The 23,551-nt window shown below is 34.6% G+C and carries 20 protein-coding genes and 1 pseudogene; 12 read left to right on the forward strand and 9 right to left on the reverse strand.

Annotated elements, in window-relative coordinates:
- Nucleotides 1-45 precede the first annotated feature (45 nt).
- Nucleotides 46-1,476 carry a Do family serine endopeptidase gene (locus HNS40_RS14570; protein WP_172282106.1) on the reverse strand — a complete coding sequence of 477 codons (1,431 nt, stop codon included), beginning with the start codon at nt 1,474-1,476 and terminating at the stop codon, nt 46-48.
- Nucleotides 1,477-1,780: 304 nt separating this feature from the next.
- On the opposite strand from HNS40_RS14570, the gene HNS40_RS14575 reads away from it, so the two are divergent.
- Nucleotides 1,781-4,378: a DUF5916 domain-containing protein gene (locus HNS40_RS14575; RefSeq protein ID WP_172282108.1), complete on the forward strand. Its 2,598-nt coding sequence runs from the start codon at nt 1,781-1,783 to the stop codon at nt 4,376-4,378.
- Between the two features lie 154 nt (nt 4,379-4,532).
- Here HNS40_RS14575 and HNS40_RS14580 read toward each other — a convergent pair whose 3' ends face one another.
- From HNS40_RS14580 to HNS40_RS14610, 7 genes are all read right to left on the reverse strand, one after another.
- Entirely contained in the window at nt 4,533-5,540 is a 1,008-nt protein-coding gene (locus tag HNS40_RS14580; protein ID WP_172282111.1) for an AMP-binding protein, read from the reverse strand.
- 88 nt (nt 5,541-5,628) lie between these two features.
- Complete coding sequence (locus HNS40_RS14585) at nt 5,629-6,210, reverse strand: START domain-containing protein (RefSeq protein ID WP_172282114.1); 582 nt, start codon at nt 6,208-6,210, stop codon at nt 5,629-5,631.
- Between the two features lie 258 nt (nt 6,211-6,468).
- Nucleotides 6,469-6,915, reverse strand: coding sequence for a nuclear transport factor 2 family protein (locus HNS40_RS14590; protein WP_172282116.1), 447 nt, complete (start codon nt 6,913-6,915; stop codon nt 6,469-6,471).
- Between the two features lie 34 nt (nt 6,916-6,949).
- Nucleotides 6,950-7,159: a hypothetical protein gene (locus HNS40_RS14595; protein WP_172282039.1), complete on the reverse strand. Its 210-nt coding sequence runs from the start codon at nt 7,157-7,159 to the stop codon at nt 6,950-6,952.
- A 207-nt stretch (nt 7,160-7,366) separates the two neighbouring features.
- Complete coding sequence (locus HNS40_RS14600) at nt 7,367-7,579, reverse strand: helix-turn-helix transcriptional regulator (RefSeq protein WP_172282118.1); 213 nt, start codon at nt 7,577-7,579, stop codon at nt 7,367-7,369.
- A gap of 5 nt (nt 7,580-7,584) precedes the next feature.
- Nucleotides 7,585-8,205 (reverse strand): DUF2975 domain-containing protein, encoded by a 621-nt coding sequence (locus tag HNS40_RS14605; RefSeq protein ID WP_172282120.1) that lies wholly within the window; start codon nt 8,203-8,205, stop codon nt 7,585-7,587.
- Nucleotides 8,206-9,038: 833 nt separating this feature from the next.
- On the reverse strand, nt 9,039-10,115 hold the full coding sequence (locus tag HNS40_RS14610) for an o-succinylbenzoate synthase (protein ID WP_172282122.1): 1,077 nt from the start codon (nt 10,113-10,115) through the stop codon (nt 9,039-9,041).
- 81 nt (nt 10,116-10,196) lie between these two features.
- On the opposite strand from HNS40_RS14610, the gene HNS40_RS14615 reads away from it, so the two are divergent.
- From HNS40_RS14615 to HNS40_RS14665, 11 genes are all read left to right on the forward strand, one after another.
- Nucleotides 10,197-11,087 (forward strand): aldo/keto reductase family oxidoreductase, encoded by an 891-nt coding sequence (locus HNS40_RS14615; protein WP_172282124.1) that lies wholly within the window; start codon nt 10,197-10,199, stop codon nt 11,085-11,087.
- A gap of 128 nt (nt 11,088-11,215) precedes the next feature.
- Entirely contained in the window at nt 11,216-12,694 is a 1,479-nt protein-coding gene (locus HNS40_RS14620; protein ID WP_172282126.1) for a hypothetical protein, read from the forward strand.
- A 280-nt stretch (nt 12,695-12,974) separates the two neighbouring features.
- Nucleotides 12,975-14,051 carry a peptide chain release factor 1 gene (gene prfA / locus HNS40_RS14625; RefSeq protein WP_172282128.1) on the forward strand — a complete coding sequence of 359 codons (1,077 nt, stop codon included), beginning with the start codon at nt 12,975-12,977 and terminating at the stop codon, nt 14,049-14,051.
- Between the two features lie 9 nt (nt 14,052-14,060).
- Nucleotides 14,061-14,888 carry an orotidine-5'-phosphate decarboxylase gene (gene pyrF / locus HNS40_RS14630; protein WP_172282130.1) on the forward strand — a complete coding sequence of 276 codons (828 nt, stop codon included), beginning with the start codon at nt 14,061-14,063 and terminating at the stop codon, nt 14,886-14,888.
- Between the two features lie 282 nt (nt 14,889-15,170).
- Nucleotides 15,171-16,619, forward strand: coding sequence for a Fe-S cluster assembly protein SufB (gene sufB, locus HNS40_RS14635; RefSeq protein WP_172282132.1), 1,449 nt, complete (start codon nt 15,171-15,173; stop codon nt 16,617-16,619).
- Nucleotides 16,620-16,660: 41 nt separating this feature from the next.
- Nucleotides 16,661-17,416, forward strand: coding sequence for a Fe-S cluster assembly ATPase SufC (gene sufC / locus HNS40_RS14640; protein ID WP_172282134.1), 756 nt, complete (start codon nt 16,661-16,663; stop codon nt 17,414-17,416).
- A 9-nt stretch (nt 17,417-17,425) separates the two neighbouring features.
- On the forward strand, nt 17,426-18,823 hold the full coding sequence (gene sufD / locus HNS40_RS14645) for a Fe-S cluster assembly protein SufD (protein WP_172282136.1): 1,398 nt from the start codon (nt 17,426-17,428) through the stop codon (nt 18,821-18,823).
- Nucleotides 18,824-18,825: 2 nt separating this feature from the next.
- Entirely contained in the window at nt 18,826-20,040 is a 1,215-nt protein-coding gene (locus HNS40_RS14650; RefSeq protein WP_172282138.1) for a cysteine desulfurase, read from the forward strand.
- 12 nt (nt 20,041-20,052) lie between these two features.
- On the forward strand, nt 20,053-20,478 hold the full coding sequence (locus HNS40_RS14655) for a SufE family protein (RefSeq protein ID WP_172282140.1): 426 nt from the start codon (nt 20,053-20,055) through the stop codon (nt 20,476-20,478).
- Between the two features lie 131 nt (nt 20,479-20,609).
- On the forward strand, nt 20,610-20,939 hold the full coding sequence (locus HNS40_RS14660; RefSeq protein WP_216663713.1) for an SUF system Fe-S cluster assembly protein: 330 nt from the start codon (nt 20,610-20,612) through the stop codon (nt 20,937-20,939).
- A gap of 720 nt (nt 20,940-21,659) precedes the next feature.
- A complete protein-coding gene (locus tag HNS40_RS14665) occupies nt 21,660-22,208 on the forward strand; it encodes a hypothetical protein (RefSeq protein ID WP_172282144.1) in 549 nt (182 codons plus the stop codon).
- 656 nt (nt 22,209-22,864) lie between these two features.
- Here HNS40_RS14665 and HNS40_RS23745 read toward each other — a convergent pair.
- Nucleotides 22,865-23,053, reverse strand: a pseudogene (locus HNS40_RS23745) (transposase); the annotation flags it as partial.
- Nucleotides 23,054-23,551 lie beyond the last annotated feature (498 nt).

A 23,551-nucleotide genomic window follows, 5' to 3' on the forward strand; every position in this document is an offset into this window, starting at 1 on the left:
AAGACATATGTCTTCTGGTTTTTTTTAATTTTATTTGGAAATATACTATAATCCTATTCCATAATATACCTGCTGCCCATTTGGATAGATACCTTCAATAAGCAATCCTCCTTTTACATTGGAAATCACATCTCTTATATCTGAAATGCTATTAATTTCTTGTTTATTCATTTGCTTAATAATAAATCCTTTCTTGATTCCCTTTGAGCTTAATATCCCTGAACGAATGGCTGTGATTTGCATTCCATGATTAATATTTAGATCCTTCATTAAATCAGTATCGGGCTTATCAAAAGCAGCGCCTAGCCTTTTCACATAGAAATCATCGCTTTCTGAAACAATCTTAGTATTTCCGTAGACATTACGAAGTGTTAAATTATAATCCTTCTTTCTTCCATTCTCAAATACTGATAATTGAACAATTTCACCAGGACGGTGCTGAGCTATCTTACTCATCAACTCGGCAGCACTATTTACTTCTTGTCCTTCCACCTGCAAGACTACGGCTCCATCTTCTATTCCTGCTTTTCCAGCAGCACCATCCTCCATTACTCTAGCAAGGTAAACACCTTTGATTTGGTCAAGTCCAACTTCCTCTGCTAATTCACTATCCATTTCAGCAATACTCACTCCTAAATATCCTCTTTGGGGTTCTCCAAACTGAATTAAATCACCCACTACTTTTTGTGCCAAATTACTTGGAATAGCAAAAGCATATCCAGTATAAGAACCGGTATTACTTGCAATAGCAGCATTAATCCCTATTAATTTCCCTTCTGTATCTACAAGAGCACCACCGCTATTTCCTTTATTCACAGCAGCATCGGTTTGAATAAAACTTTCAATAGCAGAACTATTTCCACGTCCTAAAATATTTATATTTCTGGCTTTGGCACTAACAATTCCAGCAGTTACTGTTGAGGTTAAATTAAAGGGATTTCCCACTGCCAAAACCCATTCTCCTACTTTTACTTCTTCAGAATTACCAAACTGAAGATAGGGTAAATCATCTTCTTCAATTTTAATCACAGCCAAATCTGAAGACGGATCGGTACCTATTAATGAAGCTTGATAAGACCTTTTGTCATTTAGGATGACTTCAATTTCATGTGCACCTTCCACCACATGATTATTAGTTACAATATATCCATCTTTACTAATAATGACTCCACTTCCTGTAGCCATATACATAGGTTGTTGATAACTATGAGGTTGCTGATGACCAAAGAAATCGTAGAAAAAGTCATAAACACTGCTTTTCTTCAGCATTTTTGTTTTAATATGAACCACCCCATTTACCGTACTTTCTGCTGCATCTACAAAATTAGGAACATTTTTCGGCACAGCATAACTTGCAGGTTCCAGAACTATATTTGATTTGAAATCTTTAGGAGTCTCTGATTTATCGAATGCTAGAAATGCTAAAACACCAATAATCACTCCTAATGTCACGAATAAAAAGCTATTTTTTTGCATAATCTTATGTATTAAATTTAAATCAGACTCTTACAAAAATAATGCATTTATAGCTTATGACAGGTTAAAAGTTGTTAAACCAACTAGGCAAAGAAGACTATCATTAAAAACATTTCTGCGTTAATTAGATGGTACATGATAAAATAAAAATGTCCGATTTCGTACAAGACAGTCACCATGTGAACACTTATTTTTAATAGAAAATAGAGCTTTAAATGTAACATTTTCATTTACAAAGCTTCCTATTTATTGGCATATTAATTGATAATAGGATGCTGCAAAATAGGCGAAAATTGCAATTCATATGAGAAAACCAATATTACTGCTATTACTACTATCAACCATTTTTGTTTTTGGGCAGAAAAGAACCTATCAAACTAATAGATTCGCGGGGGAAGCTCCCAAAATTGACGGATACTTAACGGAAGAAGCTTGGCAATCTGCTAATTGGGCTGGCGACTTTACTCAGTGGATGCCTTCCAATGGAGCTTCACCAAGCCAAGCTACCGAATTCAAGATTATTTACGATGATAATTATCTATATGTGGCGATAAAAGCTTTGGATAGTGTACCTGAGGAAATCGTTAAAAGAATGTCTCGCAGAGATGGATTTCAAGGTGATTTTGTGGAAATCAATATAGATTCCTATCATGATTATTTAACAGCCTATTCTTTTAGCGCCACTGCTGCTGGAGTTAAAGGAGATGAAAAAATCACACAGGATGGTGAGAATTGGGATGATACTTGGGATCCTATTTGGTATTTAAAAACTTCCACTAATGATGAGGGCTGGATAGCTGAATTCAAAATTCCTTTAACTCAATTGCGCTTTTCTTCTGATAGTGTGCAAGTATGGGGCTTAGAAGTAAAAAGAAGGCTTTACAGAAAAGATGAAAGAAGTGTTTGGCAAGCCATACCCAATGAGCAAAGTGGATATGTAAGTAGATTTGGGGAATTACATGGGTTAACCAATTTACAGCCCAAGAGACAAATTGACGTTACACCATATTTGGTGGGTAGTTATGAGCATTATAAAGAAGAAGAAGGTTCTCCTTTTTATGATGGTGACGATTGGAAAGCCAGAGCTGGTATAGATGCTAAAATTGGTTTGACCAATAACCTAACCATGGACCTTACCATCAACCCTGATTTTGGTCAGGTAGAAGCAGATCCATCTGAAGTAAATCTTTCTGCATTTGAATCCTATTTCGAAGAAAAGCGTCCTTTTTTTATTGAAGGAAGAAATATATATCAATATCCCATTGAAGAAGGTGATGGTGATGATTCCTATAATGGTTTATTTTATAGTCGTAGAATAGGGCGAACTCCTCAATATTTTCCAGATTATGACCATGTTAAAATACCAGACAATACCACCATTCTTGGTGCAGCAAAGATCACTGGAAAAACAAGTAAAGGTCTGAGCATTGGAATACTGGAAAGCATAACCAACACCGAAACTGCTGAAGTAATGAACGAAGGCGGAAGCATCGAAAAGATAAATGTGGAACCCATGACCAATTATTTCGCTGGACGCTTGGAACAAGAACTCAATAAAGGAAATACAATCATTGGCGGAATGTTTACTTCAACCAATAGATTTATAAAAGATAATCATTTAAAAGAGCTTCCCAATAGTGCTCAAACTGGTGGATTAAACTTTAAACACAGCTGGAAAGACAAAAAGTACTCTTTCTCCGCTAGATTACTCGGCAGTAGAGTAAGTGGGGATTCAACAGCCATGATGAACATGCAGACCTCTTCGAGAAGATATTATCAAAGACCAGATACCAAGAAAAAAAGACTTGATTCCACAGCAAAATCATTAAGTGGACACGCTGGTAACTTAGGATTTGGAACAAACATCAATAGTGGATGGAATTATTATATGTGGTTAAGCTGGAGTTCTCCTGGTTTAGATTTTAACGATATGGGATATTTGAGAAATACAGATAATATCAACCAAGGTTTTTGGGTAGGATATAGTAGCCCACAACCAAAAGGAATATTCAGAAGAGTTAATGTAAATATGGCTTTTTGGAATGGATGGAACTTTGATGGAGTGCATAAATATTATGGTATTAATACCAATACTAGCTTTAGCTTTACCAATTATTGGTCCTATTCCTTAGGAGGTAATTTTAGTGGTCAATCCAACTCTCCTACTCACCTTAGAGGAGGGCCAATTTTCATACTTCCAAATGGTGTAAACTTTTGGACTAGATTGGGTACAGATAACAGAAAAAAATTGAGTTTTAGTTTCCGCTATTCTCAATATAGCGGAGCATATAATCATAGAACTAGAAATAACTTTTCTGTGGACATGACTTACCGACCTACAGATAGGCTAAAACTATCTTTAGAACCTTGGTACGGAGTCAACCAGAACAGGTTGCAATATGTAAGTACTGAAGAATTTGAAGGGAAAGACGAGTACTTCTTAGCAGAAATCAACCAGAAGACTTTAATGATTGAATTCAGAATAGATTTTAGTTTTACTCCTGATCTAAGCCTTCAATATTATGGTCAACCCTTTGTTTCAAATGGGACTTACGATAATTATAAAAGAGTGACAGATTCTAAAGCTTCAAATTTTTACAATAGATTTGAACCTATATTGAGAGATGAGGATGGTGGAATTGATTTGAATGGAAACCAAGAAGCAGATGTATATTTGGAAGACAGTGATTTCAAATTTATATACTTTCAATCGAATATGGTATTGCGCTGGGAATACATGCCCGGAAGTACGGTATACTTAGTTTGGAGCCAATCCAGAGATGATAGCAATTTTGACCGAGACCAACTCCCCTTTGAGTTTGATGAAGATATGAATCATATGTTTAGGGTTTTCCCGCATGATGTGTTCTTAGTTAAATTGAGTTATAGAATTCCAATATAGCATTATTATGGAATTATTTTTTTGCTCCATATCTTTTTTTATTTTTTTCAAAACACTCATTTACAAAGAGATATCAGAGCACTAAAAAATGGCACAAAGAGTCTGGATTTAAATACAATAATCCTATTCTCTTATTCTTGCGAACATCCTCCAATTAGCAATTCTTGGAAATCCACTCTTGATTTTGCGCCCTATTAATTTTTTGGTTAGGTGTTTTAAAAAGCAGAGTAATGAATAGTATTTCTTTAGGTAACTTATTTTTGCTTAAAAAAAGTTGGAGCTGAGCGAGTATTTTTTGCTTGTCAAACTTTTCTGCTTGTCCTTCAATTAATAAAACCACTTTTTGCCCTAGAACGTCATCCTCTTTATAACCAATCATGATTTCTAGCCCTAGATTTTCTTTGATAAGCTCCTCTAATTCTTCTGTTTGAATCTTTAATCCACCGGAATTTATTACAGCATCGGCCCTTCCTAATAGTATAAATTCCTTTTCATTAATGAGCTCTACTCTATCGTTGGTAACAGTAAAATCTTGAGGAAGTCGCTGTGAATATATTCTCAAGCAACCTCTGCTATCTTGGTCTATCGATATTCCGGGTAGGCAATGGTATGATTGAGAAGTACGAGAATCATTAAGAGGTTTCATGGCGATATGAGTGATGGTTTCAGTCATTCCATAAGTAGCGTGAAAATGAGTTTTAAAGTCTTTTAATTTAGCTATATCCTTATTTGCTAATGCAGCTCCTCCAATAATCACTTCAGATAATAAGTCAAGTTTTTCCGGAACATTTGAGTTTAATACTTTTTGGACTTGAAGTGGAATAGCTGCACAGAAATCATATCCTCTATCTATGTGCATTAGAATATCAACCTTTGGTTCCAAATAATAGAAATCTAATCCTAAAACCAAAGCTCTGACTATCATCATTTTTCCTGCAATAAACTGAGCTGGTAATATTAATAAAGAAGATTGTCCTTCTTTAAGGTTAAGGTAGTCCGCTGTGGCTAAAGCACTCTCTATCATTTGACTTCTAGAGATGGAAATAATTTTGGGTTTACCTGTGGAACCTGAACTAGAAACTAAAAAAAACTCGTTTCTCTCATCCAACCATTCTTCCACGAATTTTAAGATATCCAGTTCCCACTCCTCTAACTTCCTCAATTTTTCTTTTTTAAAATATGATAAAAACTCGGATTTAGAATAAATATCCCCGAACCACTTAATTTCATATGTGCTTTTTTGATTCATACTAGTTCAATAATTCTTTATATCCACAATCACAATCTTGCCTATTTGGCTTCTTAAGCTCTTTCTTTAAATTTTTAAAAGTGCCCATGGGACCATTAGAACTAAAAAGATTCACCAACCAATGTGGAACGGCACCTCCTACATCTATTAATATATCCATCACAACCACAGTACTATTTTCACCTATCTTAGTGATTTTCCACTTTGAATCCATCATTTGTATCCGCACCAATTCGTCAGAAGGAGGAATAAGGTCTGGTTTGGCTACGGAATGAACAGTAATTCTTTTTTGGGTTTCATCTATCATCAATTCCACTTCAGCTACCACATCTCTATCCAATATAGGCCAAGGAGTTTCTGATACGCCATAATAAATCCACCTATATGGGCCAATGCTGTCTAGTACAAATGCATCATGATTAGAATAAATCCAATCTTTCTGATGACCAAAGTCCTTAATTAAACAAAGGACATCCATATAATTTGAGGAAACTTGAGTTCTGGCAATAATACGGTTTAGAGTTTCATGTGCATTTTTAACTTTATACACAGAAATGCCATCCGATTGTTTGACGATTTTCATATTTTCATCTTGTGAAAATACTCGAGGACTTATAACAGATTGAAGGAGAACAAAAAATACAAGGATGCAAGAGTATTTCTTATTTCCCATTCAAAAACAATTTCTTAATAATATTTCTGCTACTGAAGGATTTAAAGTTTTACCTGTCATATTTAATAAGTATTTTGTTTTGATTCTACAAAAGAAAGTCTAAAAATTGTTGATTTTTAGATTCCTAATTAATACGTGTGAATACAAAATAGGTTTTGAGTAATTGGACTATTTAAATTTGTAGTAAATCTTATTTACCATCTTCCATCCACTTTCAAACTTATAGAGTGAAATATAATCGACATAAGTTAGTTTTTCACCTACATAGAATTCAATTTTCACAACAGCAGCAGTACCTGTAACATCAATATCAAGGAACTTAATTGAAATTAAGTTTTCTTTTCGAGGTAATTCACCTGCATCTAATCGTTTCACCGTTTTATCTTTCCACTCACTAATGGAGAGCTTCCACATTTCATCGCCTTTATCAATACCGAGCAGGTTAAATTCTGGATGAATGCCGGCGTCTATTTTTCTGATGTTTCCCTCGTTCTGTAAGCCTTCTACATAAGCGGTTTGAATAATATCTTTAATAGCTTCTTGTTCCTTCTCAACACTTTGAGCAAAAATACCAATACTTAAAAATAGGCAAAAAGCAATAAATAACTTTTTCATAGGTTTAGGTTTTATTTGCGGTAAAAATACAAAACTAATCTGCTAAAAACCAATGAACATAGCCACAATTATTACAAACAAAGTTAGTTGCACTTTTATTGGCCCATTCTAAGTTAAAAAAGGTCATGCCTTTTGTGTTCATTAGTGTTTCTCTAGTCCAGAACAATGTTTCTTTACAAATCACACATTCTAGTTTTAATCCTGTTTTTATAAAATACTCTTTTACTACTTTCTCTTTACTCATGGTTTTTTATTTTTCTGGTTAGTACTTATTAAAAGATATATACCAAACAATATGATATGAAACTTTTTTTCGTTTTCCCCAACCCCAAGGGGAGCGAAAAAAGTACGCTCTAAAATAATTAGTTCTCAGCGTATTAGAAATAAGCTTTTATAATCCTGAAATAGAGACTATTAAACTACGAAATAATTAAACACCTCAAACTCATCATTATTGGTTTTCTGGTTGATATTCTAATATATCACCGGGTTGACAATCTAATACTTCACATATGGTATCTAAGGTTGAAAATCTAATGGCCTTAGCTTTTGCGGTTTTCAATATGGACAAATTGGCCATGGTTATTCCTACTCTTTGTGAAAGTTCGGTGAGGCTCATCTTTCGTTTTGCCAACATCACATCTAAATTTACTATTATGGCCATGATTTTTATATGGTTAGTTCATTTTCTCTTTCTAACTCTACTCCTTTTTGAAAGATATGCGACAAAACCCAAAGGATTAGTGCCACCACCAATACTCCATTGAAGGTTTGATAATCTCCAGAAACACTCACTGTTTCAAAAGTGATATGCTTTAACATATAGAATTTCTGAAAGGCTGCATAAAAGATGGCAAATAACCACATGGCTATTAATGCATAAGAAATTCGTTTTAACAATAATATATTTCCACGGTCGAAATAATCTCCATGATAAACATTGGTAATGAAGGTTTTAAAAGTCATGAAAATATATAGGCCAAGACTTAATGCTACCAACATAAAATACCCAAATACTCTGGTTACTTTACTTGTGGCATCCACAAAGTGTAGCTTTCCATACATTTCCACCAATTCCACATTTACACTTTCTCCATTATAATGCATCAGACCCATCTCATTTAAATCCATTGCTATGGGCATTCCCACGTGAAGTTGGGTTTTGTTTAATAATCCTAAAATAATACCGCCAGCAAAAAAGATGGCAAATAGAGAAGCTGCGGCATATATCCAAAATAAAATATTGGTCATCCAATATATAATTTTCACACTTGTTGGTTTTGCTTTCATATTTCTTAGTTTTAATTTCTATGCAAAGAAAACACATTTATTATCAATAATCAAGTATTATTTATTGTTATTCGATGTATTATATTTGATTTTCGATATTTATATATTTGTGATATTACAAGGTTTTTCTCTTGAACGATAGAGTTAATGGAGTGAAACAAGTATTAAAATAAGATGTAGCAAATCAAAATATTGTATAATAAGGAAGCCACATATTAATTCTTTTATGAAATAGCAGAACCATACATTCCCTAGAATTCACAATGCTGCTGAACCAGAAACTACCGCTCTACACCTAGCTGGCAGCAAGAAGATAAGGTGTTATTATTTAACCGGACGCTTGCATCGGCTATAAATATTGTACAGCGCCGCAGCTTTAGCTCTCAAATATCATTATACTATTAATATAGATGAGAGATTCAAATCAATTTAGGAATCAAGTATAGACCCAAGCAAAGTTTATAAAAACTTCCAAAGGAAGTTTCCATCTGCCTTATCAAAAAGCTGTTTAGCGGAGTAAATGGATTGAAGGATAAAAAAACAATACTGTTTGAGCTCGTTAGTGAGTATTCGTAGAATCTCACTATAAGGAGGAGTTTATTGTTTTTCCGGAAAGCAATTTATGGAGTAAACTTTTTGATGCAGCGGCTATTTTTGTTACCCTTTTTTGAAAAAGGGTATTCATTGAAATTTATATATTGACATCTTAAAGGAAACAAAATGAGATTACTATAATGTATTTTAGTTTGACCTAACAAAACCACTTATGAAATCTTCATAGATAATGCTGAACTATTTACGCCTTAGACTTCACAATGCCGCTGAACCAAAAACTATTTCTTAAGACCTTTCTGTCGGAATGAAGAAAAATTAGGCTCTTCCCAATTTTCATTATCACGATAAAACAACCTTTCACCATCTATCTCAAGAGGAGAAGATATATTATTGGTAAACAACTGGCCTGTTCCTAAACCTTGATAGTTATTAGTTTTCAAAGAATAAGTCCATTGTGCAATGGCATTTAAGCCCACATTGCTTTCCAAGGCAGAGGTAATCCACCAACCAATATTATGGTGTTCTGCTTCATTAATCCATTCTTTCGAGGATTTAAAACCTCCAATTAAGGCTGGCTTTAGAATAATATATTGAGGTTGAATAAACTCAATTAATTCTTTTTTCTGAGCCAGATGATTTACACCAATCAGTTCTTCATCGAGGGCAATGGCTAGAGGAGTCTTTTCACATAAACTCTTCATTTCTTTTAACTGACCTTGCTTTATAGGCTGCTCTATACTGTGAAGCTTGAGTTGAGATAGCAAATGGAGTTTTTTGAGCGCATTGTCTGCTGAGAAAGCTCCATTGGCATCAACTCGTAATTCTAAATCTTTCTCGTTAAACTCTTTTCTAATAGACTTTAAAATCTCCAACTCCTGCTGAAAATCGATGGCTCCAATTTTCAACTTCAAACACCGGAATCCACTATCTAATTTGGTTCTGATTTGGCTTTTCATGGCCTCCTCAGTCCCCATCCATATTAATCCATTAATAGGGATTCCCATTTTTCCTTGTGTGAAATCTGAAGGAAAAAGAATTCGGTCTTGAGATTGAGAAAAATCCTTCAAAGCCATCTCTAATCCAAATCTAATAGAAGGAAAATCCAATAAAGAGCCATGAATATCATTTAAATAACATGAAGTATTACCCTGATTATCAGTGATTATATCATGAAACCCAGAATAGTCATCGGAGCTCAAGCCTTCGAACATATTGATTTCACCCAAACCATAATGATTTGGATTAGCCTCCTCAAAAACTTTCACAAACCAGGTATTTTTAGTTCTTAAAACTCCTCTGGATGTCCCCGCAGGATTTTTAAATATCAATGGATATTTCTCAATTTTCACTTTCATGTGGTAAAGATAATTTAATATCAAAAATTGCTGCTTATAAATCGTTCAAAATATTTAATTTTGACCATCTAAAATATTAGTATGACTAAAGAACAACTCAAACTCTCTCCTATTGTTCATGGACATTGGAGATTAGCCGACTGGAAACTCAGTCCGCAAGAACTCTTAACACTCACCGAGCAATGCATAGAATTAGGCATCACCAGCTTTGACCATGCTGATATCTATGGTAATTATAGTTGTGAAGCCCTTTTTGGTGATGCGCTTAAATTAAAACCAGAATTAAGAGAGAATATACAAATCATCAGTAAATGCGGTATTAAACTGAATTCTGATAAATTCCCCGAAAGAAAACTGAAAGTCTATGATTATTCCTATGACTATATCATGGATTCAGTTCATCAATCACTAAAGAACTTAAATACTAAACATCTCGATTTACTCCTTTTACATCGTCCGGCTCCCTTTTTCCAACCTGAAGAAGCTGCGAAAGCCTTTTCTGAACTTAAAGCACAAGGAAAAGTGAGACAATTTGGAGTAAGTAATTTTAGCATCCTCCAATTCGAAATGTTGCAAAAGTATTGTGATATGGATTTAGTAAGCAATCAAGTTGAAATCTCTCCCTATTGTTTAGAGCATTTTGAGAATGGGAATATGGACTTCTTTGTGAAAGAAAAAATTCAGCCTATGGCATGGTCACCCCTAGCTGGAGGAATGCTATTCAACCCTAGTAATCCCAAAAGCGTTAATGTAAGACAGGCTTTAATACAAGTGGCCATGGAATTGCAAATTGCCTCCATTGATGTGATAGCCTATGCGTGGTTAATGAAGCATCCTGCTCAGGTGATTCCTATAGTAGGTTCAGGAAAGCTGAGAAGAATAAAAACCGCTGTTGAAGCTCAAAGCATAGAAATGAATATGGAACAATGGTATCGTATTTATATTGCTGCTTATGGCGAGGAATTACCATAACAACCATTTTTTTTTGGGCACCTGTGCTTTTAGTCTATCAAGAATCACCTGTGGATAAAAAAGAAAATACAATCAAATACAAACCCTACACAATGATATCTTTGCAGCCAACTGACTGATACAAAACCTTGAATTTTTCTTTAAATAAAAACTGCCACACTTGCCTTCTCATCATATTTCTGATGATAAGTGAGAATTCGTATAACCAAGAGTTATTAAAGAATGGAAGACTAGCAGAAATAAGCTATCAATTTAATGCACCTGAGCATAATAAAGAAAAGACCAGACTTACCCATGCCCTCTCTTATGCTTATTCTAAAGATATTTCCGATATTAAATCGAGTATAACCTATCAGGTCAACTATAAAGTATTAAAAAACCAAGGCAAAGGCTTTGAGACCATTATTAGCTTTAGGCCTCCCATTATTCAAGGTCATACTAAACTATATGACTTTGATTTTAGAAAGGAAATATTACCACTGCTTTCAAGTCTTAAAATTTTCTACTCCAATGGTTCCGAATTAATTTATGTAAAACCAATTTCAGATATCGACACCATTAGTTCTTCCCTCTATTTTCATTTCAAACATCAGCGGTATTCTGACGATTGGGAACTGAGCTTAGAACAAGTTCATTGGAAGTTCCTTTATAATGAAAAAGAGTTTGTACATCGGTGGAGTTTAGTCAACGATTATCAAATGGCTTGTGAGTGGGTTTCAAAAATAGAAAATCTAGAGGAGGCTAATGATGAAACACAGCAGTATATTGAAAAAACCCGTTGGCTACAAGTATTAAAAGAGATGAAGCAATTAGAGTTCTATCAAGAGCTCATTATCACTCACCATAGCGATCCACAAAATTTACAAGAGAAAATAAGTATCCGACAGTTTATTCTCGAAAGGGAACTTGAAGATTTGAAATTAAAACTTCCTCAAGAATTTTCGGACTCCGATTTGGAATCACTTAGTCAGGCATATATTCAAGTGGAAAGAGATTTATTGAGATTTTCATCTGAATCTACCAATTTATATGGCGATTTATATTTTGAGTTTGAAATCAAAAACACAAGTCATTTTTGTAAAAAGGAGATGAAGGAATTGCTTTTTCAATTAAATATTCAAAATGAATGGGAAAATTTTGAATATGGCATTCAAAAAAACAGCTTAGCACTCATCAAAGAATTAATGGCCGATAAAAGAGCCAATGAAGCTTTGTTTCAAATTGACCGCTTTAATTATTTTTATAAAAATGCGGACTACCTTGGTTCTTCCAGCACTTTTAATCATTTTAAAGCCAAGGCTGTTTATGACATCTACCTTTCGTATATACAAGTCTCTAAGCAGGCCATAGAACATCAAAGAATTGATATGGCCATAGGTTACCTCAATAAAGCCAGCGACATTCAAAAACAATATCCCATAGAAATCATCAATGATTTACAAGTCGAAAATGAACTTCAAAAACTGATCAAAAGTGCTCTAGACCGATATCAACATCTTTTAAAAACTGGAAATTTCAAAACTGCCGAACGAGTAAAGGAAGGCATTATAGGTTTAATGAAAAAATTGGGTATTGACCATGAAGAATTATTATTGGAAGATGGCTAGCGGTTCTTTGTTCACAGTTCGGGAGATTCTATACTACTCTTGTTCAGCATCCATATATTAAGAGATCTCATTAAACTTGAGACTTAAAAACAAAAAGTTCTGTGGCATTTCTATCATCTAACATTCTATTCAAAAATCAAAAAGACCAAGAATATGGCTGTTAAATATTCAACACCAAGACCTTACACGCACTAACAAACTACAGCACAATAAATTACACAAAAGCTACTGATATAATTAGATAGCAGATATTTTTGTACTTTTGCACAAATTTTCCAAGATGTTAGATAAATTAGGTGCCTTAAGGACCAGATACGATGAAATAGGTGAACAAATGACCGACCCTGATGTGATATCAGACATGAAGCGTTTTGTTCAGCTCAATAAAGATTATAAAGAATTACAGCCCATTGTTGTGGCTTACGAAGAATATAAAAATATAGTCGAGAATATAGAGTCTTCAAAAGAGATAATAAAAACGGAGTCTGATGAGGATTTTTTGGCCATGGCCAAAGAAGAATTATCTGAACTCAATAGCAGAAAAGAAGAATTAGAAGAAGAAATTAGAGTTCTTCTCATCCCTAAAGATCCAACCGATGAAAAGAATGCCATTCTTGAAATTCGTGCTGGAGCTGGTGGAGATGAAGCTAGTATATTTGCAGGCGATTTATTCCGTATGTATCAGAAATACTGTGATACCAAAGGATGGAAATTCGAGACTGTAGATGTTACGGAAGGTACTGTTGGAGGATTCAAGGAAATCATCATCAATGTGAGTGGGAAAGATGTTTATGGTACCTTAAAATATGAATCAGGAGTACATCGAGTTCAACGAATACCTCAAACCGAAACTCAAGGTCGCGTTCATACTTCTGCTGCTACTGTTGCTATTTTACCAGAGGCTGAAGAGTTTGATATTGATTTGAAAAAAGAAGATATTAAGAGAGACGAGTATTGTTCTTCTGGTCCTGGTGGCCAATCGGTAAATACCACATACTCTGCTATCCGATTAACTCACATCCCTACCGGAATCGTGGTGACTTGTCAGGATCAGAAATCAAAACTGAAAAACCTTGACAAAGCCATGGCCGTGCTTCGTTCTAGAATTTATGAGCGTGAACACCAAAAATATATGGATGAGATTTCTGCTCAACGAAAAACCATGGTAAGTACTGGTGACCGTTCTGCTAAAATTAGAACATATAATTATCCGCAAGGTAGAGTAACGGACCATAGAATTGGCCTTACTTTATATAACTTGAGTAATATTGTTGATGGTGACATTCAAGAAATCATTGACAAATTACAAATGGCTGAAAATGCTGAAAGACTAAAAGAACAAGAAAACTCTTTATAAGCCCTAATCATGAATCGAAAAGAATTATATCAACTCATACTCAAGAAGAAATCATTTTTATGTATTGGTTTGGATACCGATATGAGCCGAATTCCAGAGCATCTGCTCAAAACAGCAGATCCTATTTTCGAATTCAATAAACAAATCATTGATGCTACTCATGATTTAGCAGTGGCCTACAAGCCCAATATTGCTTTCTACGAAGCCATGGGATCTAAAGGTTGGATCAGCTTAGAAAAGACCATTAAATACTTAAATACTTTTGGTGATCAATTATTCACTATTGCTGATGCAAAAAGAGGCGACATTGGAAATACCAGCAAAAAATATGCAGAGGCCTTTTTTGTAGAATTGGGTTTCGATTCTATAACTGTAGCTCCCTATATGGGCGAAGACAGCATCTCCCCCTTCTTGAACTATCCTGACAAGTGGGCCATTGTCTTGGCCTTAACTTCTAATCAGGGTGCTTTTGACTTTCAATTCACAGAATCCGTTTATGAAAAGAACAGACTTTTCGAAGGTGTATTAAAAGCAGTGAGAAAATGGGGAACAGAAGATAATTTGATGTTTGTGGTTGGCGCTACTAAAGCTGAAATGCTGAAGCAAATTAGGGATATTGTTCCGCATCACTTTCTATTAGTGCCTGGGGTTGGCGCACAAGGCGGAAGTTTGCATGAAGTTGCTGAGCATGGATTTAATAGTCATGTAGGCTTATTGGTTAACTCCTCTCGAGGAATTATTTATGCTGGCCATGGAAAAGATTTTGCTAATAAAGCTAGAACAGAAGCCAAGAAATTACAACGTGAAATGGAAGAGATTTTAGCTCGTAAATTATAAGAAAATTCAATTAAGATATTACAGAAAGACCATCAAATAATTGATGGTCTTTCTTCTTTTTAACAACAATATTTTGCTTATTTTGAAACAATTGATACCCCTTACTTTTAGCCTCAAATTTCAAAAGCAATTCAGTCTCGTATTAAGAGATTATCATTCTAACAAATTGACATCAGAAAAATTTAACTTAACATGAATTTAAGTATTTCCCCCACCTATTTATATCCCTTATTTTTCGTATCTTTGCGGCTCTATTTTAATTTATTCTAAATAAGAATAATTATGGCAAAAGATGAACAAAAAATACTTGATGATGTAACGTCGAGTGACTATAAATATGGATTTGTAACAGAGATAGAAACAGAGTTTGCTCCCATAGGATTGAGCGAAGATACTGTCCGTTATATTTCAGCAAAAAAAGATGAACCAGAATGGCTTTTAGCATACCGTTTGAAGGCTTATAAGAAATGGTTAACGATGGAAAACCCAGACTGGGCTCACCTCAAAATTCCAGAAATCGATTTGCAAAAAATTTATTTCTATGCTGCTCCTAAGGAGAAAAAGGAATTAGCAAGCATGGATGAAGTGGATCCTGAATTGGTGGATACCTTCAATAAATTGGGAATTTCATTAGAAGAACAAAAACGTCTTTCTGGTGTAGCTGTAGATGCAGTTATTGATAGTGTTTCCGTAAAAACTACTTTCTCCGAAACCTTAGGGGAATTGGGAATTGTATTTATGTCCTTTAGTGAGGCGGTTCACAAACATCCTGAATTGGTCAGAAAATACGTTGGAAAAGCAGTTCCGCAAGGAGATAATTATTTCTCTACCTTAAACGATGCTGTTTTTAGTGATGGTAGCTTCTGCTATATTCCGAAAGGTGTAAGATGCCCCGTGGAATTGTCTACCTATTTCCGTATCAATGCTCAGAATACTGGGCAGTTTGAACGTACCCTTATTGTGGCTGACGAAGGTTCTTATGTGAGTTATTTGGAAGGTTGTACTGCTCCACAAAGAGACGAAAACCAATTGCATGCTGCTGTGGTAGAGATTATCGCCATGAAAGATGCAGAAGTAAAGTACTCTACCGTACAAAACTGGTATCCAGGCAATAAAGAAGGTAAAGGTGGTATTTATAATTTCGTTACCAAAAGAGGAATTTGTAAAGGCGACCATTCTAAGATTTCATGGACTCAAGTAGAAACTGGTTCAGCCATCACATGGAAATATCCAAGTTGTGTACTTCAGGGTGACAACTCTATTGGTGAGTTTTATTCTGTGGCAGTGACTAATAATTACCAACAAGCCGATACTGGGAGTAAGATGATTCACTTGGGTAAAAATACCAAGAGCACCATTATATCCAAAGGTATTTCTGCTGGAAGAAGTCATAATAGTTATAGAGGATTGGTAAAAGTGGCTAAAAACGCTACAAACAGCAGAAACTTCTCTCAATGTGACTCTCTCCTACTTGGCGATAAATGTGGAGCTCATACCTTTCCATATATCGAAGGACAGAATTCGAGCAGTGTGGTGGAACATGAAGCCACGACTTCTAAAATTTCGGAAGACCAGCTGTTCTACTGCCAACAAAGAGGTATTAGTCAGGATAGCGCTGTTGGACTTATCGTTAATGGTTATGCTAAAGAAGTATTGAATCAGCTTCCTATGGAATTTGCAGTGGAAGCACAGAAATTATTAAGTATTAGTTTAGAAGGTAGTGTAGGTTAAACCCTCCTCAAAAAAATATAGAATTTAAAAACATAAACATCATGTTACTAAATATAAAAGACCTCCATGTCGAGATAAATGGAAAAGAGATTTTAAAGGGAGTTAACCTCGAAATAAACAAAGGCGAAGTTCATGCCATTATGGGTCCGAACGGAACTGGTAAAAGTACTTTAGCAGCTGTAGTAGCTGGGAAAGACGGATATGAAGTTACTCAAGGCGAAATTCTTTTTAATGGCAAAGACATTTCAGATATGGCACCAGAGGTGAGAGCACAAGAAGGTATTTTCTTGGGTTTTCAATATCCTGTGGAAATCCCTGGAGTAAGTATCACCAACTTTATGCGTACTTCTTTAAATGAAATTCGCAAATACCACGGTCAAGAACCCATGGCAGCAGGTGAGTTTTTAAAGAAGATGGCTGAGAAGCAAAAACTTGTGGAGATTCATTCAAAACTTAAAAATCGTTCGGTAAACGAAGGATTCTCTGGTGGAGAAAAAAAGAAAAACGAAATCTTCCAAATGGCTATGCTAGAGCCTCAATTGGCAATTCTAGATGAAACAGATTCTGGATTGGATATTGATGCTTTAAGAATTGTGGCTAATGGCGTGAATAAACTAAAAACTCCTGACAATGCAACAGTAGTTATTACTCACTACCAGAGGCTTTTAGACTATATTGTTCCTGATGTGGTTCACATTCTTTTCGATGGTAAAATCGTGATGAGTGGTGGAAAAGAACTAGCCATGGAATTGGAAGAAAAAGGCTACGAGTGGATTAAGCAAAAAGTTAACGGATAATCTAATTTTATGAGACAGCAAAAAAAGCCTGTGATTTTAGATAAACTAGATACTTGGTTGGCAGAAGCGAACCAGACTTTTAGTCCTGAGATGCAGAAAGTCAGACAAGAAGCTCTAGAGAGCTTTAAGGAGATTGGATTTCCACACCATAAAATGGAGAAATGGAGAGATACTAATTTAACCGAAGCCTTAAGCTTTGATTATGCTCTATGGACCAAAGAATTCAATACTTCTATTAAAGAAGAAGAAATATTTAAATGTGATGTTCACGAACTCGATGCTTTCACTGTAAATTTGTATAGAGGAAGATATGTTTATAAGGACGAGCCCATTTTTGAGATGTCCAATGGTGCCATTGTTGGTTCCATTGCTGCAGCTTTTGAGAAATATCCAGAATTGGTAGCTAAGCATTTCGGGAAATATCATAAAGAAGGCGAAGTGAAAGCTTTCGACCTATTAAACACTGCCCTTTTCTTGGATGGATTGTTTGTTTATGTTCCTAAGAATGTAAAAATAGAACAAGCCATACAATTGATTAATGCAGTAGGTAGAGAGGAAAATGCTTTTGTTCAAAATAGAAATTTAATCATTTTGGAGGATGGTGCTGAATTAACACTAATCCACTGTGACGATTCTTATGACTATAAAAGAAGCTTTACGAATACAGTAAGTGAGTATTATGTAGGTGAGAATGCTCGTTTAGACCATTATAAAATTCAAAACCTGAACGATAATTCTTATATCGTGAACTCCGATTATTTTCATCAAGAAAGATACGCTTTTGTTTCTACCAATAAGATGATGCTGAATGGTGGAATCATCAGAAATGAAGTTTATAATAAGTTGAATGGTGAAGGATGCGAATCAAATATATTAGGTTTATATTTATCTGATAAAAGTCAGCATGTGGACAATCAAGTATTTGTAGACCATGCCTTTCCAAATTGTGTAAGTACAGAATTATTCAAAGGAATAGTAGATGATTATGCACATGCGGTATTTAACGGTCACATACTCGTTAGACCCGATGCACAGCAAACCAATGCATACCAGAATAATAACAACATTATCCTTTCTGATAAGGCTAAGATCAACTCGAAACCCTTCCTCGAAATTTATGCTGATGATGTGAAATGCAGTCATGGTTCCACTATGGGACAGCTTGACGAAACTTCATTATTCTATATCAGACAAAGAGGTATTGGAATTGATAATGCCAGACTTTTATTGATGTATGCTTTTGCTGCTGAAGTCATCAATGCAATTAAAATTGAAACCTTACTCAATCGTATTGACGATATGGTAAAAAAACGCCTCAGAGGCGAATTATCCATTTGCGATCAATGTGTACTACAATGTAGTAGTCCAGAATATAGTTTCGAAATAGACTTGGATAAAATCAACTAATCATGGATATAAATAGTATTCGTTCACAATTTCCGATTCTAAGCCGTGAGGTTCATAAAAAGCCTTTGGTTTATTTAGATAATGGAGCCACCACACAAAAGCCGCAGATGGTTATTGATGCCATTTCAAATTATTATGAAACCATCAATAGTAATGTGCATCGTGGAGTTCATCATTTATCGCAATTGGCAACGGATGCTTTTGAAAAATCAAGGATTACCGTACAGGAATTTATTGGAGCCAATAGCATAAAAGAAGTCATTATTACCAAAGGAACTACCGAAAGCATTAATCTTTTGGCTTATTCTTTTGGGGATGCTTTTATTCATGAAGGCGACGAAATTATTGTTAGTGAGTTAGAGCATCATGCAAATATTGTCCCTTGGCAGCTTTTGTGCCAAAGAAAAAAGGCCGTATTAAAAGTAATACCTGTTAACGAGAAAGGGGACTTGGAGATGGATGTTTTTGAAAGCCTCCTCTCTGAGAAAACCAAATTGGTTTCGGTGGCTCATGTTTCAAATGCATTAGGTACGATTAATCCAATAGCAACTATTATTGAGAAAGCCCATCAAGCAGGTGCTAAAGTTCATATTGATGGGGCGCAAGCAGTGGCCCACACTCCTCTTAATCTTAAAGAATTGGATGTGGACTTTTATAGTTTCTCAGCTCATAAGATGTACGGCCCCATGGGAATCGGCATCTTTTTTGGGAAGGAGGAGCTTCTCGATCAAATGCCACCCTGGCAAAGTGGTGGAGAGATGATTGACAAGGTCACTTTTGAAAAAACTACCTTCAACGAATTGCCATATAAATTTGAACCCGGAACTCCCAATGTAGATGGAATGATAGGCTTAGAATCCTCCATTCATTTTTTGCAATCTTTGGGCATTGAGAATATTAAAAAGGCAGAGGATGAATTATTGGCTTATGGTACTGAGAAATTATCCGCTATTAAGGGTTTAAAGATAATTGGAACTGCAGATAAAAAAGCATCTGTAATTTCATTTCTTTTAGATGATATTCATCCTTTTGATGCTGGAACCATTATCGACCATATGGGTGTAGCTGTTAGAACTGGAAACCATTGTGCCCAACCTATTATGGACAAAATTGGAATTCCAGGAACCATTCGAGCATCTATCTCTATTTATAATACTAAAGAAGACATCAATCGCCTGGTGGAGGCTATTGAAAAAACACAAGAAATGTTTGCATAAAAATACGGAACAATGACTATTAAAGAAAGAGGAATAGAGATTATTGAGGAGTTTGCCATGTTCGACGACTGGATGGATAAATATAATTATCTAATAGAACTGGGTCGTGATTTGGAAATCATTGAGGATTCGCATCGCGATCCACAGCATTTGATTTCTGGTTGCCAAAGCAGAGTATGGCTTTCTGCCGATTATAAAGATGGTTTGATCTATTTTAAAGCCGATAGTGACGCTGTGATTACCAAAGGTATTGTAAATTTATTAATTAGAGCCATGTCGGGTCAAAGTCCAGGAGAAATCATTAACGATCCTCTAGACTTCCTAGCAGAGATAGGATTAAAAGAACACCTCTCTCCTACTAGAGCAAATGGATTAACCAGTATGGTGAAACAGATGAAGCTTTATGCTTTCGCCTTTAAAGCTAAACACGAATCATAAGACTTTGAAACTTTGAAATCGAATTTTGAACATTAAACTTTAAACTTCGAACATTAAACTTTAAACCTTCTACTATGTTTGGATTTGGCAAGAAAAAAGATAAAAACGACAAGAAACAAGAAAAGCAAGAAATGGCAACACCAGAAATCACAGATAAAATGAAAGTGGAAAAGAATGTCATTTCCGCCTTAAAAGAGATTTTCGATCCGGAAATCCCTGTTAATGTATTTGACTTGGGATTAATCTACGAGGTAGATGTACAAGAAGACATGCACGTAAACATTGTAATGACGCTAACGGCACCCAATTGCCCAGTAGCTGAATCGCTACCAAACGAGATTAAAGAGAAGGTAGCAGCCACCGAAGGCGTTAAAGACGCTTCCATAGAACTCACCTTTGAACCACCATGGGATAAAGACCTAATGAGTGATGAAGCCAAATTAGATTTGGGTTTCTTGTAAGACCAAAAACAAATCAAAATTCTCTGACTTAACCTTTCTAAGGTCAATGCCGATAGATATTCAATATGACTTTAAGTCCGAAAGGAATTAAAGGACCAATAGCTTAATTGTCGGGATAAGACTTAGCATTCGTGAAATATACAGGCTCATCAATGAGTATAGTCATGTGTCTATTTGTTTGTTTATCATTTGGAAGTCGAAGTATTTTTCGCAAAAAATGATAATTAATGAGGATGTAAATACGAAACATCCTTCTTTAACACCTAAAGGCGCTCTCACTATTGCAATGATAATAATTATGTATTTTCTAATTTCTGGCCTATTCCTTATAATTGCAATATTCTTATTTTAATAATAAACTTTTTTAAGGATTTTGGTATGTTCAAAGAAACTAATTAAGGTCTATTGATAGCGATTCTGAGATATTTCTCAGTCTTAATAGTATTTTTGAATGCCAAATACATTTCATATTGGATTGAAAAAAGAATCCTCAATCAGGAAATATAAGAAGGTTAAACTTGCATAAATATTCAATATTAAAATTTTGTTTTCTTCCTTCTTATTCAATCATCTTTCCATTAGGTTCGACAAGTAGATTAGTAAAGCCACATTTTATATTTTTACTCTTTTTAATTTTCAAGTATTATACAAACTCCTATTTAAGAGTAATATATGTATATTTACTGCTGATAAAGAAAAATTTATTAAACATCTATAAATATGGATTTCTTCTTAAGAGCCAAGCATTGGCAGATATTTACTCTTCTTATTATAATTCCTGTGAGTTTGCAAATATTTTTATTAGCAATTGATGATTTAGATCTTTTATTAGTCATATCACCTGCTTTTGTAATTCTATATATTGTAATTTTCTTTGGTTGGCTTTGGGCAGTTGGAACAAAACTTCATCATAAATTACCTGCAAAAAGAAGACCTAATTTAATGCTATTTAAAGTCATTCTTCTAGTTCCAATAATATACATACTTGGGATTTCAATATACCTGAGTATGGTTATAATGGGTTCAGTTCCTAGCGACAGTCCATCCTTATTTATAATGAATGATATCATCAGAGAAGTATTTCCACTGCATATGCTCTCCATGTTTTGCCTATTTTATACCTTTTGGAATAATGCCAAAACTATAAAATCAATAGAACTTCAGAGACCTGTTACTTTTAGTGATTTTTCAGAAGAATTTTTCCTTATGTGGTTCTTCCCTATTGGCATATGGGTTATTCAACCTAGAGTTAATAAAATGATGGAATAGAAAGCATTAACAAATCTAAAAAACAAATATGAAATAAGAATTAAAATACTATTTATCTTATCACCTTCTTAGCTAGGAATTAGATATGCTGACAAAAGAATCATTTATTTATTGCTTAGATCTAAAATAATAGCAGCCTCTGAATATGCCGATTTAATAAACACTTCCCTTACAAAAGACAAAAACGAATTAATAAAAGAAATATTTGTTGCTATTCATAATGAAATCAACCATCACTAATTGACGGAGTGACTCTTTGGGAATTACAAAAGATAATAGATTCAAGACCATTGCATAACACATGGATACTTTAAATGAGGGAAATTTTTATTTTTTTTCTATCATTTGCATTTCAAAGTGTTTATTACCCACGTTTTCCAAACATTTCCTCTTTAATTTTTACTATTGGACGCAACTATCCCAGGACTCCGATATAAATTGTAGCAAAGAGCCTCCATTAGGTTATGAGTATGCATTTTCTCCATCCCCCTATATTTAGTAGTGCCTCCTAAGAACCATCTTTTTATTCCTCAGAAAGTGCGTTCAACTTTAAATCTTGTTTTACCTATTAGTTTATTAAATCTCTTCTCCCATTTTGTAAGTGGCTTATCTTTTTTGCCTTTTTCAATATGTGATTTTTCAAACCTCGCTTTTTTTTACAGAGCTTCATTTTTCTTAGATTGGTAGCCTTTGTCTGCTTTTAAAGGGATGTCACTTGGTAAAACTGCTGAATCTAGAACATCTTCTAAATTTGCTATTTCATTTGTACTTACTGTTGTTGTTACAACTCCCAGAACAAGCCCTTCTTCATCTGTAACATCATGTTTCTTATATCCAAAATGAAACTTGCCTCGTTTTTTTTACCACGTACCATCCCTATCTACACTTGATGCATATTTCTTCTTGGTCTTGATTTCTTCATCTGAATGGTCTTCTGTTACTTCTTGGCTTGTTTTTCCTTTTAGTCATAAAGGAGTATCGGTTACACTCGTATCTACAATGGCTCCTTTTTTAATAATTATATGGTGTTTCTCTAATTGTGAATTTATTAGTTTAAACAACTTTTCAAAAGTGCCTTTTTTTTGTTAACTCCGTTCTGAATCTACCAAGAATATTTACTAAAGATAATTTTGGCAATCGCAAAATCAGGCTTGCCATTTGGTAAGGGTTATGTATTTTATCTTAACACAATTCTATATTATTTTATAGGGTTACCCATTTAGTTCACAAATAGTTGTATATGAGTATATTATTTTGTAAATTGTATTCAAATTCAGGAACGATGAGGATACTAAAAAACATTGATAGACAGACGTTTAAAGAAAGATTTACAACAAAAGAAG

The organism is Lentimicrobium sp. S6, assembly GCF_013166635.1.
GTDB lineage: Bacteria > Bacteroidota > Bacteroidia > Bacteroidales > UBA12170 > UBA12170.